The organism is Pectobacterium aroidearum, from assembly GCF_041228105.1.
Classification (GTDB): Bacteria; Pseudomonadota; Gammaproteobacteria; order Enterobacterales; family Enterobacteriaceae; genus Pectobacterium; species Pectobacterium aroidearum.
Map to the genome: position 1 here is coordinate 1,419,254 of NZ_CP166097.1, position 15,853 is coordinate 1,435,106.

The 15,853-nt window shown below is 49.7% G+C and carries 17 protein-coding genes and 1 riboswitch; of the genes, 8 read left to right on the forward strand and 9 right to left on the reverse strand.

Features of this window, described 5'->3' with window-relative positions:
- Positions 1–283 precede the first annotated feature (283 nt).
- Positions 284–499: a helix-turn-helix transcriptional regulator gene (locus tag AB8809_RS06380; protein WP_349855863.1), complete on the forward strand. Its 216-nt coding sequence runs from the start codon at positions 284–286 to the stop codon at positions 497–499.
- 112 nt (positions 500–611) lie between these two features.
- Here AB8809_RS06380 and AB8809_RS06385 read toward each other — a convergent pair whose 3' ends face one another.
- The 3 genes from AB8809_RS06385 to AB8809_RS06395 all read right to left on the reverse strand — a co-directional run bounded on the left by AB8809_RS06385 (position 612) and on the right by AB8809_RS06395 (position 3,922).
- Complete coding sequence (locus AB8809_RS06385; RefSeq protein ID WP_349855862.1) at positions 612–1,160, reverse strand: YcxB family protein; 549 nt, start codon at positions 1,158–1,160, stop codon at positions 612–614.
- Between the two features lie 175 nt (positions 1,161–1,335).
- Entirely contained in the window at positions 1,336–2,697 is a 1,362-nt protein-coding gene (locus AB8809_RS06390; protein WP_349855861.1) for a hypothetical protein, read from the reverse strand.
- Between the two features lie 199 nt (positions 2,698–2,896).
- Positions 2,897–3,922, reverse strand: a complete 1,026-nt coding sequence (locus tag AB8809_RS06395) for a helix-turn-helix domain-containing protein (RefSeq protein ID WP_349855860.1) — start codon at positions 3,920–3,922, stop codon at positions 2,897–2,899.
- 170 nt (positions 3,923–4,092) lie between these two features.
- Here AB8809_RS06395 and AB8809_RS06400 point away from each other — a divergent pair, with 170 nt between their 5' ends.
- The 3 genes from AB8809_RS06400 to AB8809_RS06410 are packed head-to-tail and all read left to right on the forward strand — an operon-like array spanning position 4,093 to position 5,853.
- A complete protein-coding gene (locus AB8809_RS06400) occupies positions 4,093–4,866 on the forward strand; it encodes an alpha/beta hydrolase (RefSeq protein ID WP_349855859.1) in 774 nt (257 codons plus the stop codon).
- 34 nt (positions 4,867–4,900) lie between these two features.
- Positions 4,901–5,527 (forward strand): FMN-dependent NADH-azoreductase, encoded by a 627-nt coding sequence (locus tag AB8809_RS06405; protein WP_349855858.1) that lies wholly within the window; start codon positions 4,901–4,903, stop codon positions 5,525–5,527.
- 17 nt (positions 5,528–5,544) lie between these two features.
- On the forward strand, positions 5,545–5,853 hold the full coding sequence (locus AB8809_RS06410) for a YciI family protein (protein ID WP_182099788.1): 309 nt from the start codon (positions 5,545–5,547) through the stop codon (positions 5,851–5,853).
- A gap of 109 nt (positions 5,854–5,962) precedes the next feature.
- Here AB8809_RS06410 and AB8809_RS06415 read toward each other — a convergent pair whose 3' ends face one another.
- Both AB8809_RS06415 and AB8809_RS06420 read right to left on the reverse strand, forming a co-directional pair.
- Positions 5,963–7,093: a linear amide C-N hydrolase gene (locus AB8809_RS06415; protein WP_180779527.1), complete on the reverse strand. Its 1,131-nt coding sequence runs from the start codon at positions 7,091–7,093 to the stop codon at positions 5,963–5,965.
- 286 nt (positions 7,094–7,379) lie between these two features.
- Positions 7,380–7,805 carry an ester cyclase gene (locus tag AB8809_RS06420; RefSeq protein WP_369987239.1) on the reverse strand — a complete coding sequence of 142 codons (426 nt, stop codon included), beginning with the start codon at positions 7,803–7,805 and terminating at the stop codon, positions 7,380–7,382.
- 215 nt (positions 7,806–8,020) lie between these two features.
- On the opposite strand from AB8809_RS06420, the gene AB8809_RS06425 reads away from it, so the two are divergent.
- On the forward strand, positions 8,021–8,794 hold the full coding sequence (locus AB8809_RS06425) for a DUF3750 domain-containing protein (protein WP_181848637.1): 774 nt from the start codon (positions 8,021–8,023) through the stop codon (positions 8,792–8,794).
- Between the two features lie 16 nt (positions 8,795–8,810).
- Here AB8809_RS06425 and AB8809_RS06430 read toward each other — a convergent pair whose 3' ends face one another.
- The gene (locus AB8809_RS06430) at positions 8,811–9,713 is read right to left on the reverse strand and encodes a LysR family transcriptional regulator (RefSeq protein ID WP_015841166.1); all 903 of its coding nucleotides are present in this window, start codon (positions 9,711–9,713) and stop codon (positions 8,811–8,813) included.
- Positions 9,714–9,924: 211 nt separating this feature from the next.
- Here AB8809_RS06430 and AB8809_RS06435 point away from each other — a divergent pair, with 211 nt between their 5' ends.
- The 3 genes from AB8809_RS06435 to AB8809_RS06445 all read left to right on the forward strand — a co-directional run bounded on the left by AB8809_RS06435 (position 9,925) and on the right by AB8809_RS06445 (position 12,185).
- The gene (locus AB8809_RS06435) at positions 9,925–10,311 is read left to right on the forward strand and encodes a VOC family protein (RefSeq protein ID WP_349855892.1); all 387 of its coding nucleotides are present in this window, start codon (positions 9,925–9,927) and stop codon (positions 10,309–10,311) included.
- Between the two features lie 72 nt (positions 10,312–10,383).
- The gene (locus AB8809_RS06440) at positions 10,384–11,151 is read left to right on the forward strand and encodes a sulfite exporter TauE/SafE family protein (RefSeq protein WP_349855857.1); all 768 of its coding nucleotides are present in this window, start codon (positions 10,384–10,386) and stop codon (positions 11,149–11,151) included.
- A 215-nt stretch (positions 11,152–11,366) separates the two neighbouring features.
- Positions 11,367–12,185: a hypothetical protein gene (locus tag AB8809_RS06445; RefSeq protein WP_180779532.1), complete on the forward strand. Its 819-nt coding sequence runs from the start codon at positions 11,367–11,369 to the stop codon at positions 12,183–12,185.
- 53 nt (positions 12,186–12,238) lie between these two features.
- On the opposite strand, the gene adhP is transcribed toward AB8809_RS06445, so the two are convergent.
- From adhP to AB8809_RS06460, 3 genes are all read right to left on the reverse strand, one after another.
- Positions 12,239–13,249 carry an alcohol dehydrogenase AdhP gene (gene adhP, locus AB8809_RS06450; RefSeq protein WP_015841162.1) on the reverse strand — a complete coding sequence of 337 codons (1,011 nt, stop codon included), beginning with the start codon at positions 13,247–13,249 and terminating at the stop codon, positions 12,239–12,241.
- Between the two features lie 241 nt (positions 13,250–13,490).
- A complete protein-coding gene (locus AB8809_RS06455) occupies positions 13,491–14,423 on the reverse strand; it encodes a GGDEF domain-containing protein (protein ID WP_015841161.1) in 933 nt (310 codons plus the stop codon).
- 153 nt (positions 14,424–14,576) lie between these two features.
- Positions 14,577–15,596 (reverse strand): NAD(P)-dependent alcohol dehydrogenase, encoded by a 1,020-nt coding sequence (locus AB8809_RS06460; RefSeq protein WP_180779533.1) that lies wholly within the window; start codon positions 15,594–15,596, stop codon positions 14,577–14,579.
- A 157-nt stretch (positions 15,597–15,753) separates the two neighbouring features.
- Positions 15,754–15,850: riboswitch (TPP riboswitch) on the forward strand.
- Positions 15,851–15,853: the final 3 nt, after the last annotated feature.

The window sequence follows — 15,853 nt, forward strand, 5'->3', positions numbered from 1 at the left end:
CCGAAGGTATCGCGTAGCGACGCAATTAGCGCCGAAAAGCCAGTGGTCAAGGCGCTGCGGCGATTGAGCGCGCCTTGTCGGGCGTGTGATGAAATCACAGAGAAATACGGTGGTTAGCACGCACGAAACTTTTGTAGCTATTCACATAAGCAGATAGCCAGAATCATAACGCTCGTCTAATGCCTTAAATATGTGACTCATCGTCCGTGGTCTTGCTCATCACAAAACGCGATCCTATCCACACGGAAATCCAAATGGTTTTTGATAGGTGGAGGGAAATGGAATGAATCACACTGACTGGCATCCGGCGGATATCATCGCGGGATTACGGAAGAAAGGGACAACGCTGGCGGCAGTTTCCAGAGCGGCGGGACTGGCGTCATCCACGCTGGCGAATGCGCTCACCAGACATTGGCCGAGAGGCGAACGGCTGATTGCCGAAGCGATGGGGAAAAGGTCGGAAGAGATTTGGCCGTCGCGTTATTCAGGTGTGAAATAAAGACAGGGAGTAGGGGACATAAACAAGAAAGCGCCATAGCTTACTGGTACTTTATTTATATGACTCTGCCATCTGGCAGAGTCATGCAAAGAGCATCGCTATGGCATCGCTTTTATGCTCCCATTCTTTCTTCAATAAAAAGAATAAGTGAATCAGCTTCTTGTTTATCAGAAAAATTACTAAGCGAAATAGGGATGGCAATCATATTATCAATGATTAAAAATAAATAGTCATCGATTTTATGGAGGTGAGAAATAGCATGCCATTTGTAATGGCTGTGTGAACTTTCCGTTTCCCCGTAGATGCCATCATTGTTTATTATTATTTTTACCTCTACTGGAAATATCCCTGGAGGGGGGCTTTTTATTTTTCTGGTGGGTAATGAAAGTAAAGTGGAAAGTACGGCTAGTGAAGCCGTAAGATAAGAAAATAACTTTATAATAGGGTGGGCTTCACGTTCGCTGGATAAGAAAATGATCGCCAGTAATATAAAGAGCGATAAAAGCAACAAAACAAATGAAAGCATTGGCAGGGAATTAATTATCTTTTGCTTATAACTCTGTCTCTTTTCGTTCCAGTTGGATATCGACCTAATACCCCTTTCGTAGTCGCTTTGTGTTAATGTCTGATGAATAATAAATTCTTTATTGTCTTTTTCCATTTTTTCGACCTCTGTTGTCCATAACACATTATATTCACATCGTGGATACTATACAGAGGTTTTTTCCTGAGCATTCGTACACGCTGTAGCCACGTTGGTGAATGCACTGATAAAGGCTAAATAGCCCAGAGTTCTGAGCTATCAGCATGGGGAATCAAGCAGTCACACGCGAATGTTAACGCTTTTCCTGTTGCTTCAATATTCCTGCTTTAAGTACATCCACTTCTTCGCCGTTAATCGTGGCGGTCGCGGAGGTGACCTGAAATTTCAGATCGCTGAATTGGCAAAAATCGGGTTTGTACTGTGGGAGCAGAGCCGATTCCTGGGAAAAAATAAATTTTTCTCCAATCATTCCGGTATCAAGACTACTCAACCCAAAAGGTGGGAAAGCGAGAGTCTGTTCGGCTGACGCGCCTTCACTGTTTTTGAGTTGTAGCGTGGCGCGAAAATTGGCGACTTCGCCTAATTTATTCGTATTGATAGAGAAATTAAGCTCACATTTATAGGGATTATTATCTCCACCGAATGGACTCGATTCATGTTTTAACGTTAAGAGTGGTAAGACGTCGCGCGTTGCTTTTCTCTCGCGCTTATCTTTTTCACATTGGCGAAAATAATGGCTATCTGCACTTCCTTCGTATTTTTTTGCTTGATGACAATCCACATCAACGTACTGTCCGCTGTAATACATCTGGGACAAATATCTGCTGGCACTGGTCACGTCATTTTTATAGGCCTGCTCAAATAATACATAGGCCTTACGGTAGTCGCCCTTGATGAGTATGCCGTCGTAATACATTTTACCCAGATTCATCAGTGCGTTGTCATTGCCTTGTTTTGCTGCCAGTTCATACCATTTTTCAGCTTCTGCTCCATCCGCATAAATACCCCAGCGTCCTTTTTCGTATACCGACCCAAGAATATTTTGTGCTTCTGGGTGACCACCTTCGGCAGCGATACGGAACCATTTAAGGGCTTCAATATTCTCATTTTTGATACCGGCATAGCCAAAATTATAGAAATAACCGACCAGGAAATTCATTTCTGGATCGCCATCTTTTGCCCAAAATGTTGCCAGCCGTAGCACATCCCGCTTGCTAAAGCCGATACGGGTAAATAAACGTTGTGTATCTTCATCGCCACTGGTGAGGTACCTTTTGGCGGCATAAATTAATCTGGAACGCTGTGATATATCGCTATCGATATTGGCTTTTGCGCTATACAGGTAATCGATGACGTTCTCTATTACATCAGGCGGTATTTTGAGATCGGCGCGATGCATTTTGTCTGCGAACTGTTTGGCGCGTGCTTTATCCTGCGCGACACCTTTGCCATATTGATAAAAATACCAGACGTTGTAGCAGCCAAAATTACCATCTACTTCACAGGCCTGCTGATAATACTGGCGCGCTTGCGTGGTATTTTGCGGGACGGTGATGCCGTATTCATAGATGAACCCCAGCGTACTCAATGCCTGCGGGTCGTGGTCTTTCGCTAATGTCGTCAACGCGGCTAATGCAGTAGCATCCTGCTGCATGAGGCGTTCGTAGAGCGTGTCTACCTTGTCATTTGCCTGACTGATGGATGCCGCCGACAGGACGATCAGCGTGGCAATAACGGTTTTCCTTATCATCAATTTTATTTCCTTAATTCATTCCCTGAGTGAATAGCACTGTGCAGCAAAGGTGTATCAAGGCGGTGGTTTACTCTAAGCCGTGTCTTTTATCACCCTCGCCTTAACCCCCATTCTCATTATCCAACGCGCGCGATGTATTATTCCTCAACAGCGCCCATTTTCTGAACTGGGTCGGTGTCATCTCCATCTGCTGAGAAAAGGCGCGTCTGAAGGCGGTGTCTTCACTGTAACCGCATTCGGAGGCGACCTGCTTGATATTGGTCATCGGGTTTTCAAGCAGCAGGCAGGCCATTTCGATCCTGACGCGGGTAATAAAGTTTTTCGGGCTTTCCGCCGTGAGTTCTTTGAGCTTGCGGTGCAGCGTCCGGTCGCTGAAATTCAGGGCGCTGGCTAGTTCTTCTGCGGTGATTGCCGGATTTTCGTAGCGGATGAGCTGTTCGGCGCGCAGCAGCAGAGGGTGTACGGTGTTAATGAATCCCTGTGGGGCATAAATACGTTGGGAGATCGGCTGGCTGTCCGCTACCGCGATATCTGCTGCCAATTTTGCGACCTTAGGTCCGCCGCTGCGGCGGATAATATGCAGAGCAAGTTCCACCCAGGACAATGGCCCACCGGTGGTAATGATGCCATCTTGTTCTTCCAGCGCTTTGCCCCACACCGGTTTTGCCTTCGGGTATTTCTGCTTGAAGGTGTGGTAGAGCCACCATGTTGTGGTGCAAAAGCGACCATCCAGCAGCCCGGCTTCGGCCAGAATAAAGCCCCCCGCACAGGCACCACCTATCAGCGAGCCCTGTCGATATTGCTCCCTGAGCCAAATAGCCGATTCACTAACGGATGACGTTGCCATCGGTAATTTATCGGGCCCGAGCATCATCCCGGTCGCTAGCACGACATCCGATTTACCCACCGCATCAAATGAGCTGTCGACGTGAATCAGCCTGCCCTGAGCATCACGTACAGGCTTGCCGTCTGCACTGACGATGGATGTTTCAAAAGAGAGCGGTGAGGCGGAGGAAGCACTCTCTGGCTGGGTAATCAGCGCCTGATTGACCATCCAGAAGATATCAGAAAGCCCGGAAATGGCCGACTGCATACTGCCCGGCAGCGCCAGAATGGCGATGTGCATAGTGACCTTTCCTGTTAAATAGAATTTGGCGAATTTTGCATGAACTATGTCAAGTTAGCCATCTTACCGCAAGCATCAACCACGATTAAAATTCAACCATTTGCTGCCCCGAGCCTGATGAAACGCGTTGGAGGGGCAGTCAGTCGTATCACTCTTTCAGAGGAAAGCGTATGACGCATTATCGTATTAAATGGTTCGGCCATCTGGCCATCGCGTTAGGTCTGGTGCTGTCTGCCAGCATTCACAATGTTGCGGAGGCGGCAAAAATTAACAATATCGTTTTAGTCCACGGTGCCTTTGCTGATGGCTCCAGTTGGTCTGCCGTCACGGCCCGGCTACAGGAAATGGGTTACCACGTGACGGCGGTGCAAAACCCGCTGACCTCTTTAGCGGATGACGTTGAGGCGACGGAACACGTGCTGCAAAGGCAGCAGGGTGATGTGCTGCTGGTAGGGCATTCGTGGGGCGGAGCCGTCGTGACGCAGGCCGGTAATGATCCCAGGGTTCGCGGCATCGTCTATTTGTCGGCGCTGGTGCCAGATAGTGGAGAATCCGTCTCTGATTTATTGCAGCGCCTGAAAGCGCCGATGGAGGGCATGGCACAGGACGCTAATGGCCTGATTTGGTTGGATAACCCCGAACAGTATCGTGAGGTGATGGCGGGCGATGTGCCACTGAAGAAAGCGCAGGCGTTGGCTGCGGTGCAGCAGCCGATGGCGGCAAAGGCGTTTGGCGATCGTGTTCAGCAGGCAGCGTGGAAAGCTAAACCGACCTGGTATTTGCTGACGGAGAAGGACAAGGCATTAAATCCATCTATTCAGAAAGACATCGCGAGCCATATCGGGGCAAAGACACGCTCTATTGCATCCAGCCATATGTCTCTGATATCGCACCCGGAAGTCGTCGCGGATTTTATTGATAGCGCGGCTAAAGCCGTTAAATAAGTGAGCTTTGAAACGCAATGTAGGAGAAGTTATTGTGAACATTTTACATATAGACTCCAGTATTCTTGAGAACGGTTCCGTTTCCCGACAGATTTCTGCTGATGTTGTGGCGCAATTAGTCAAACAGCATCCGAATGCCGTCGTCTCTTACCGGGATGTGGTTAAAGATGAAATACGCCACCTGACTGGGCCGATTGCCGCAGGGTTTCGCCAAATCGCATCCTCTTCGGTAGATGACGCCACGCTGCGTGAACACCAATTATCTGAAACGCTGGTCGCGGAGTTTCTGGCGAATGACGTGATTGTTATTGGTGCGCCGATGTATAACTTTTCCGTCTCGAGCCAGCTGAAATCATGGTTAGACCGGCTCGCGCAGGCTGGCAAAACGTTTAAATATACGGAAAAAGGTCCGGTGGGTTTGTCTGGGGGACGAACGGTTATTGTGGTTTCTTCTCGCGGTGGTTTTTATACCGCTCCGCCTTTTTTAGATATGGATTTTCAGGAGCGGTATCTTCAGGGCTTTTTCCGGTTTCTTGGTATTACTGATATTCATTTTGTCCGTGCGGAAGGCGCTTCAAAAGGGGATGAAATCAAGAATCGTGAAATTCACAATGCGAAAGACTCTATCCATTCTGTTATTACATCCATAGCCGTTCAATAATTATTGAGGTAGCAATCATGCTCTATGCTATTACGCTGTATTACACCAGTCCGAAAGATGAACTTGAAAAGAGTATTGACGCACACAAAAAATGGCTGGCTGATCATATAAAAAAGGGAAATGTTATTTTTGCAGGCCCGCTGGATGATGGCACTGGTGGGTTTATTTTAGCCTACGGGTTAGATAGCGCTGATATGGAAGACATTCTGGCGGACGATCCTTTCATCAATCTGGGATTAGTCAAAACAGAGATAAAAGCAATCGAACCAGGAATTTGTTCGAGCCATTTCTATGCAGAATGGGCAGGGAATGCGAAGGTGCTGTAAATAGCCTATCTATGTCCTTATTTATTAATTGCTGTATTAAAGCGCCATACGAATATGGCGCTTTAACATCATTGTGGAATAAAAATAATATCGTAAAGAATATTGTTGTTTACAGCCCGGCAAATTTAAATGGCGTAGCTGGCTTAAAGTGTGCTGAAGCCTGACCAGAATAAATAGTGCTCTGGTTTGGCCCTAAATCTAATTTGCTGGCGTTATCTCCACGCGGAGCAAAGTCGATTTTTTTCAAATCGACCCAAAAGATATTAGGCGATACGGCGGATTCAAAAAAGTACTGTAGCGATTTATGATCTATAACCGTGCGCCAGCGCGTTGAGGAAATATTCGGCATATCTGGCAAGGAATAACCATAGGGAACAGATGCATTACGTATAATACTGAATGCGGTGGCTAAGTCCGCTTTATCTTTTTCTATTTTACTTTTCTCTGCTACTCCTGGAATGAGTTTATTGGGGGCAACATGTTTCACATAGAATGAGGCGCGGACAAAGCGATCGGCGGCGCGGTTCGTTCCCGGCAGCATCACATTGCCACCTATCTGATCCCAATAAGCATTCAGCGTCAACTGCTGATCGAACGTCGGAGAATTGGTCATCACCTGATAGTCCTTATTATGGTGAATGACCTGCTTGCCATCGATATATTCAATAATTGCACTGTCACCGGATGAATCGGATAAGGAGAGGTGAAGCGTTGCCTTTCTATCCTGATGCGGTAAGTCTTTTGTGACCAGTGTAAATTTTTCCTCTTGCAGCGCCTTCACCGCTTCATCGACGGTAGCAAAATTATCCAGTACATATTGTGCCCACGCAGCGATGCTCAAGCCCGGTTTTTTTGCCGTCGGTGCGGTTTTAGGATATTCAGATTCCGCCAGCCAGAGTACGTTAGCCGCCAACCCTTTTTCATTCACGCCATCGGTTGTGGAGGCCATATTTGGGTTACTGTCGAAAGCAGAGGCAATGACACTGCCGTATTTTGATGTCCACTCCAGAGAATGCGGGCCTGCGGCACCAGAACGCTTTAATTCTCGTGGGAAAATCCAGAGGTTGGTCTCGGTATCCTCGGCCCAGTCCATTGAACGGGCGGTAATTGGGTAATCAGGATTATTGATATCTTTATAAACGAGCCGCGTACAGGCAAGCGAAACCGCTGAGCCTAGCGTTAATGCGACTAATGATAGTGCACATACCGTAGACTTAATATGCTTATTATTTTTTTTCATTTAATTACTCCATTCTCTATTTCCAGAGGTGTGTCGTTAATAGAACTTGCCAATTGATTATAGTCAGCGATTATTTAATGACGTTAAAAATCGTAAAATAGATGCAGGAATGTTGATTGATTATTTAATGAATATGTTTTTTGAATATATTATTTTCATAGTAAGTTATTTTACACGCCATGATATTGCTTGCTGAGATGAAATTTTCAGCGTTCGATAAAAATCATGTAGATCCCCGAGGTCACCTGATTTCATTCGGGCAACCGGGGATGTCAGACGCACCCAGTCAGGCAGTTTCTTCTGTTTTTAATCCATCGAAGTTTTCAAAATGCCAGGTTTCGCTGATGCGGCCTCCCTCAATACGGTGCATATCCATACCAGAGAAACGTACCTGCTGACCGGAGGCTTTCCAGCGGTCGAAATCACCAACGTGTCGGCCGCTCATGGCAATCCGGCAGACCACCAGATCGTTCTCGGCAACCACGGCTTCGATATCGATATGGAAACCTTCAAAAGCCGCATGTGTATGTGCCACGGCGCGTTTGAATCCGGCTGGTGTATTCGGCTGACCGGGGTCAGCAGGGTGATTGACCCAATTGGTCGCTAACAGGCGGTCGAAAGTGGCATGGTCATTAGTGTTGAAGGCCTGATAGAAAGCGGCTGCCAGAGACGCGTTATCGTTCATTTCGTTGTTCCTCAGTGTGTTTAACATCGAATATTCCGCGGCATGCGGTTTGAATAAAGGAAGAATCTCGCCTGTAGCCCCACACAACGTAAAAATAGGTCAACATTTTACCCATCGCTTTAATCTTACCGCCAACTGGCAGTAAACTGGCGGAATGATTTTTGACCGATTTTCACTGCGGATACTCTCTCCCGCAGGCGTATCGATTCCGTTCCATCTCTTTTCAGTGAGCTATCTGGCCTATGACGTACCTCAAATTCTTGGGGATTGGGTTTATTTGTGTGCTGTTGCTGTCTTTTTGGCAAAGTTGGGCGCAGTCGACGCGCAACGGCGAAACGTTTAGCGGGCAAACCTGGTGGTCTGCCAAACGGGATTCTTCTGGGTTAGCGCCGAACCCGGTGCAATTTCGCCAGACTGCGATCGTGCAGGTTTATGCCGCGCCGACGTACGGCTGGCGCGGGCTGGTGGCGGTACATCCGTGGATCATTTTCAAGAAAGCGGGGGAAACCCAGTATCGCCGCTATGAGGTGGTGAGTTGGGGGAGTGATAACGTTGTCCGTCTTAACCGGTCGGTGGCGGATGCGTATTGGTACGGGGCGATGCCGAAGCTGCTGGTGGAGCACCGTGGCGACAAAGCGGAAGCCATGATCCCGCAGATTGAGGCCGCGATTAAAAGCTATCCGTGGCCAAATACCTACCACGCCTGGCCGGGACCAAATAGCAATACGTTTCTCGCACACATTGGCCGCGAAGTACCGGCGCTCAAGCTGGATATGCCGGCTAATGCCATTGGTAAGGATTATCGCCCGATCACGCGCCCTGTGGGGATGTCGCCATCGGGAAGCGGCGTGCAGATCTCGCTGCTGGGCGTGCTGGGTATCACGATGGGCATTGAAGAGGGGATTGAGGCCAACATTCTGGGGCTGAACATGGGGGTGGATATGAACCCGCCCGCGCTGCGTTTGCCCTTTGTTGGCCGTCTCGGCTATGAAAAAACGGGTAGCGAAGAAGGCTGAGGGTAAAGCCTTCTCCTTACGCGCCGCACTGCCGCAGGTGGGTCAGCAGATTAGCGACTTCGGGTTGCAGAATCGCACCGGATTTCACGCCCAGCCAGAGCTGGCGTGAAGCCCACTCGTCGGTGAGATTGATGGCGCGCAATCCGGTACCGAGCACTTCTGGGCGAATTGCGCCCTCTGGCAGGACGCTGATACCCAGTCCCGCTTCTATCATGCGGCAAATCCCGTCAAAGCTGCTGACCTGTACGCGCAGGCGCAGCACTCTTCCCAGTTCATCCGAAGCGTCTTTCAGCTGTTTCAGCAAAGAACTACCGCTATTCAGGCCGACGTAATCGTAGCCCAATGTGTCGTTAAAACTCACGTCTGACAGGGCGGAAAGTGGGTGCTGGGGCGGAACGAGTACGACAAGCTTGTCCTTACGGTAAGGGATCTTCTCGACCCCTTGCGATCCGACATTGTCAGCGAAGATACCGATATCGGCATCTCCCATCGCCAACGCCGTCACCACGGTTTTACTGAGCTTTTCCTCCAGGTTAATACGAATAAGCGGCCGGGCCAGAAGGAAGGACGCCAGATCCTGCGGAAGAAACTGAATAATCGCCGAGGTATTTGCCCACATGTGTACGTGGCCGCGCACGCCAACGGCATAGTCATTCATTTCGCTCGCCATGCGCTCCACGTTGCTCAACACATTGCCTGCGAGATTCACCAGTTCTTTACCGGCTGGCGTTAACGTCAGGCCGCGCGGCATGCGGATGAACAGCGCACAGTCCACGGTACGCTCCAGCTCGGCGATACGTTTACTCAGGGCAGAAAGCGTGATGTGGAATTTTTCTGCGGCTTTGGTCAGGCTGCCGGTCTGGGCAACCTGTAAAAAGATGCGGAGCGACTGGAGGTCAAAATGCGCAGGATTAATCATAATTGTTCGAGCTTCCTCGGTGGTGTGAAAAACACCTCAGTGACCGGTGTATTGATGCAGAGCAGCGTGTTGTCACCTTTCTTATGGCACGCTAACTCTATCACAGCGGGAGGTTTTCCTGACAGGAAAGGGTCATTGACGATTCAGTGATTATCAAAAGCCCCTGTTACTCCTAGGATGTGAAATGTCTGATGTAAGAGGGAGCTTGGAAATGTCATTTATTGATCATATCGATCACCTCGTATTGACCTGCGTTGATCTCGCGGCGACCCGGCATTTTTATGTCGAGGTGCTGCAAATGCGGGAGGAAACGTTTGCAAACGGGCGCGTCGCTTTTCATTTTGGCCACCAGAAAATCAATGTGCACCTGCGCGGAGCCGAGCATGAACCAAAGGCGCATCTGCCTGTGCCGGGGGCGCTCGATCTGTGCTTGATTGCGTCGGTGCCGCTAGAGAAGGTTATCGCGCATCTGGCGCGTTACCGCTGGCCAATTACTGAAGGACCGGTGATGCGTACCGGCGCCACACAGCCAATCCGTTCTATTTATCTGCGCGATCCCGATCTTAACCTCATTGAAATCGCGGAATATTTATCCTAAAGCCATCGTCTGTCTACCAGCCTGAAACGCGGTTCTCCAGATTGTCTTGTTATTTATAGGTCATGCACTTTTATGTTTAGCTTAATGATGTTCAGCGATATTGTGTTGTGTTTGCTTTTGGGCGTCGGGCTGGGATTTTGTGGGGGAATGTTGGGGATTGGCGGAGGGATTATCGCGATTCCGATTCTGGGCGTACTTTTCGGGATGGATCAGCATTTGGCGCAAGGAACGGCGCTGGTGATGATTACGCCTAACGTCCTGATTGGTTTTCTGCGCTATCGCCAGCGTAACCGTATTGATACGCGCATGGCATTGACGATGTGTGCATTCGCGACGGGGTCTGCCTACTTTGCCGCTCATCTTGCCTCATCGATTGATGTGCACAACCTACAGCGTGCGTTTGCCACTTTCCTGCTGGTGCTGGCCGCGTACTACATGTGGCAGTGGTATAACAAAAAACGCAGCCAAACGCCGGAGAAAGTACTGTCGACCAAATATCTGCCGCTGCTTGGTGTAGTGAGCGGGTTTATGTCGGGCATTTTTACCGTTGGCGGCGGTTTGGTGGTGGTACCCGCGCTGGTCACGCTGTTTGCCTTTGCGCAAACGCAGGCGCAGGGTATGGCGCTGATTCTGGTGGTGCCGGGCGCGCTGGCGGCGCTGCTTTCCTACTCGCAGGCGGGGAACGTTGACTGGAGTATCGGCTTGCCATTGGCATTGGGAGGCATTGTCAGCGTGTCCTGGGGCGTCGCGGTTGCCCATAAACTGCCCGTCGTTTATTTGCGAGGTGCCTTTTGTCTGGTGCTGGTCGGCGTGGGCATCACCATGCTGGTGCTTAAATAACGGAGGGGGACGCCTTATCTATCGCTGCTAATTCCTATTTATTCCTTTAAATAGCGTGGCATTAAGCCTAAAGTTTTCAGCGCTTTCTCCGTTGATAGGTAGGAAGTGATGCGGTTAGCGTGAATGATTTCTCCGCTTCCTACCGCTGCTGGAACGGCCCGAGCGAAACAGGGTCGGCGTCCCCTCTTAAGCCCAATCTGAATAAGGCGTGATGTATGAGTCTCGTGAGCTATCTAGGAAAGCAAACTCTCGGTGTACTGGCGGGTTATAAGCAGGATGGCGTGGTCATCCATATTTGCGGCGTCTATCCCAATGCGGATAACAGCCTGCGCGTTTTTTTCCCACACGGGCATGAGTTTGCCGTTGGCGATCTGGCAACGATCCATCTTGATAACCGCTCCGGGGTTGATGAATTTGATGCCAATATTCAGGTTTATCGCGCCTCTTACAAAGGCCGCGTCGTCGTCAGCGACGGAGATTGGGTGGTGCTGGAGCCGAGAGAGTGTCAGCTTCTGCACGGTTTCACGCCTGTGTTGGATATCCGCGAGCCGGGTTACCAGTTTCCACAAGACAACCGTCCGTCAACGCCAGTACCGCTAACGCCGATGGTCGATTTTCCACCGACGGAAAAGCAGGATTTCACTAATAAGGTCGGCGTACTCATTACTATGGCTGCCGAACAGCCGCATACCACGGTGCTGGCGTTCCTGTCGTCCGTGGATAACGATATCTTCCTGATTACGTTCCCCGAAACCTTTAAATCTCAGCTGCTCAAACGTAATCCACACTGCTTTTTTGCGATGGATGAGCGCAGCCATTATACCTTCGAGCGGGCAATTGAATGGAACTACACCATTATTGAAGGGGAAGCGTTTATTATCGCGCGTGACAATCCGCTCTATGAAAAAGTGCGCCATGAATTCGTCACCAAGAACCCGTGGGAAATCGCCTTTTTCACGCGTCCTGATGTCGAGGTTTACCATATTAAAAGTAAACAACTCGTGTGCCCCGGTAATACGCAGACGCTTAGCTAAAATATAAAAAACGGGATAGCGAAGTGCTATCCCGTTTATATACAAAGTGCCTCTTAGATTGACAGGTCGATTACCATACGGCCGGTAATTTTCCCGCCTTTCATTTCAGCGAAAATGGCGTTGATGTCTTTCAGCGGGCGAAGCGTCACTTTTGGTTTCACTTTCCCTTCGGCAGCAAACTGGAAGGCTTCTTTCAGGTCTTCACGCGTGCCGACTAGCGATCCCAATACCTGAATGCCATCCAGCACCAGACGTGGAATATTCAGATCCATTGATTCCGGTGGCAGGCCGACGGCGACAATACGCCCGCCTGCGCGAACGGCATCGACCGCGGAGTTAAATGCGGCACGCGCAACGGCAGTGACTACTGCAGCGTGCGCGCCGCCCACGTTTTCCTGAATGATCTTGGCGGCATCGTCTTTGGCTGGGTTGATGACCAGATCCGCGCCCATCTCTTTAGCAAAGGCCAGTTGTGCATCGTTAACATCAATCGCAATCACCTTCGCATTAAAGACGTTCTTGGCGTATTGCAGCGCCAGATTGCCCAATCCGCCCAGACCATAAATGGCGATCCACTGTCCCGGCTTGATTTGTGAGACTTTCACCGCTTTATAGGTGGTCACGCCCGCGCAGGTAATGCTGCTGGCCGCGGCAGAATCCAGACCATCCGGCACTTTTACCGCGTAATCGGCAACGACGATGCACTCTTCCGCCATTCCGCCATCGACGGAGTAGCCCGCGTTTTTCACCGAGCGGCACAGGGTTTCGTTACCGCTATTACAATATTCACAGTGACCACAGCCCTGATAGAACCAGGCTACGCTGGCACGATCGCCGGGTTTCAGTGATGTCACACCTGGACCCACCTCTTTGACGATACCGATGCCCTCATGGCCGAGTGTGATGCCGGTAACATCACCAAAATCCCCGTCTTTGACGTGCAGGTCGGTGTGGCATACGCCACAGCATTCCATTTTTAGCAGGGCTTCCCCGTGTTGGAGAGGGCGCAGTGTTTTGTCCTGAATCTCAACGGAATGATCCTTCGTTACAATGGCTGCTTTCATTCGTCTTCCTTTTACTGAATGTGTTGTGGGGGTAATGTGTTGTAGAGGTAATGTATTAGGTTCTACCTATGAAAGAGTACACGGTGGCTGGCGAGTGGGGTAAGCGGGAATGATTTAATTTTGTTACAAAATGATAGATGAGTGAGCGAGTCGTTAGCAGAGAAGAAAATGTGATTTTCAGTAATATTTCTGATGATTCAGGGAGCGCGGCGCGTCCGTGCAGCCGTGTTATTGAGAGCGGTTATGCGGGGTCCTGAGGTTTCTCTTTCGGCTCCAAAGCCCATTCCACTTTGCCTTTACCGGTGTTTTTGGCTTGGTAAAGTGCGATATCCACGCGTTTCATAAAGTGTTCGGTAGGTTCCTGCGGCTGTTTTTTACCGGCTCCAATGCTGACTGAAAGATGGTGCATATTCTTGATAATGATTTTGTTCGCATTTTTGAGTACTTCTCTTGCCAGTTTCTCTGCCCGATCCTGCGTTCCGGCATACAGAATAATCGCGAACTCTTCGCCACCGATTCGGGTTGCGACCACCTCACTGTTATCGAAACGGGAAAGTATGTGACCAAATTTGCTTAATACTTCGTCGCCTTTCGTATGTCCATATTTATCATTAATGACTTTGAAATTGTCGATGTCGATAATAAATAAATAGGGTGTTTTCGCTTCGAGTTTTTTTAATTCGTTAATAAAAAACCGACGATTAGGAAGCTGTGTGAGTTCATCGCTGAATGACTGTATTCTGGCTTCGACATACTTATTATTGATTTGCTGTATCAGGGTATAGACACCAAACCCGACGCCAAACATACCAATAATTCTCAGCATATCCTCAACATAATACCCAACCAGCTTGGGCTGATAGATAAACTCATCCATCAAGTCAAATGTGGCTGAGCATATCCAGACGTGTAGCCCGAGGCGAATGGATAAGGCTGAGGTATGGTTAAGTGAGATTTTACTGGTGCAGGACAAGATAAAAAAAAGAAAAACCAGTGCAATCGAGTCAGTATAAGAACCCGGATTATTATGCAGTTGCTCCTGAAAGTCGCGGTGTTTGAAGAATACGAGGTTGAATATAATGACCAACGCAGACAACAACAGGGCGAGCCTTACAGACGAGGAGGCTTTCTTATTTCTATCAATAAAGTCGTGGTCATACTCTTTAAAAGGCATTGCTGATCTCCTCTTGCATCACCTTTCAATCCTATCATGAAACCCATTGAATACATTGAGTCGCGTGGTGCCGGGCGGCATATCCCAGAGAATGACGTTGGCTGCGTTGATAGGCAAAAAGCAGACGCCCGATTGCTCAGGCGTCTTTACCGATTAAAAATCCGCTTTCAGTACAACGCGGTAGCGGGCTTTGCCGTCGCGTACGTGCTGGATAGCATCGTTGATTTTTGACATCGGGAACAGCTCCGTCTGTGGCTTCACGTTGGCGCGCGCGGCGAGTTTCATCAGAGAACGCAGCTCATGCGGTGAACCGGTAGACGAACCGGAAACGCTGCGGTCGCCCGCGATAAGCGTGAAGGCCGGGACGCTAAAGGGCTTCATTACTGCGCCGACGGTATGGAATTTCCCGTTATAGGCGAGCGCGTTGAAGTAAGGCTGCCATTCCAGATCGACACTCACGGTGTTGATGATGAGATCGAACTGGCCTGCCAGTGCGGTCAATGCCTGCGGATCGCGGCTGTTGACGACCTTATCGGCACCCATCGCCCGCACTTCCTGCTCTTTAGCCGGATTTGAGCTGAACGCCGTGACTTCACAGCCCATCGCGTGCAGAAGTTTAATCGCGATGTGTCCCAGGCCGCCGATACCGATCACGCCGACGCGGCTGGTTGCGGTGATATGGTGCATTAGCAGCGGTTTGAAAACGGTGATGCCGCCGCACAGCAACGGACCCGCAGATTCGATATCAATGGAATCAGGAAGCGGGATCGCCCACTGCCAGTTCGCACGGATCTTATTGGCAAAACCGCCTTTATTCAGAATCGTCGGCACGCTGCCTTGCTGACAGTTGGTTTGGCTACCGCTGATACAGGCATCGCAGTGCCCACAGCTGCGTGCCGTCCAGCCAATACCGACGCGCTGACCGACCTTCAATCCCTTGTTCTTCGCCGCATCACCCAGCGCGTGCACGCGACCAATCACTTCATGCCCGGCAACCAGCGGATAGCTCGACATGCCCCATTCGTTATCGATCATCGAAAGGTCTGAATGGCATACGCCGCAGTAATCAACCACGACTTCGACATCTTCCGCCTGCAGTTCACCTGCATCAAACTCATACAACTCCAGCTCAGCGCCTGCTTCCGGTGCGGCATAACTTTTTATCATCGTCATCACAATCTCCTCAGTATGGGTTTGATTAACCAGTCTAAAGGGTTATAGCGTTTTTCTCTATGTCACAACGTGCCTGTGGTTTTTCATTTTGTGTCAGGTGGGGAAGGGCGGGCAGCGCTTGATTTACGCTAGGCACTTACTTATGCTGCAAAGCGTAGTACATGACTCGGGGTGCCCTTCTTTGTGAAGGCTGAGAAATACCCGTACCACCTGATCTGGATAATGCCAGCGTAGGGAAGTCACGGTATGCCCACCGG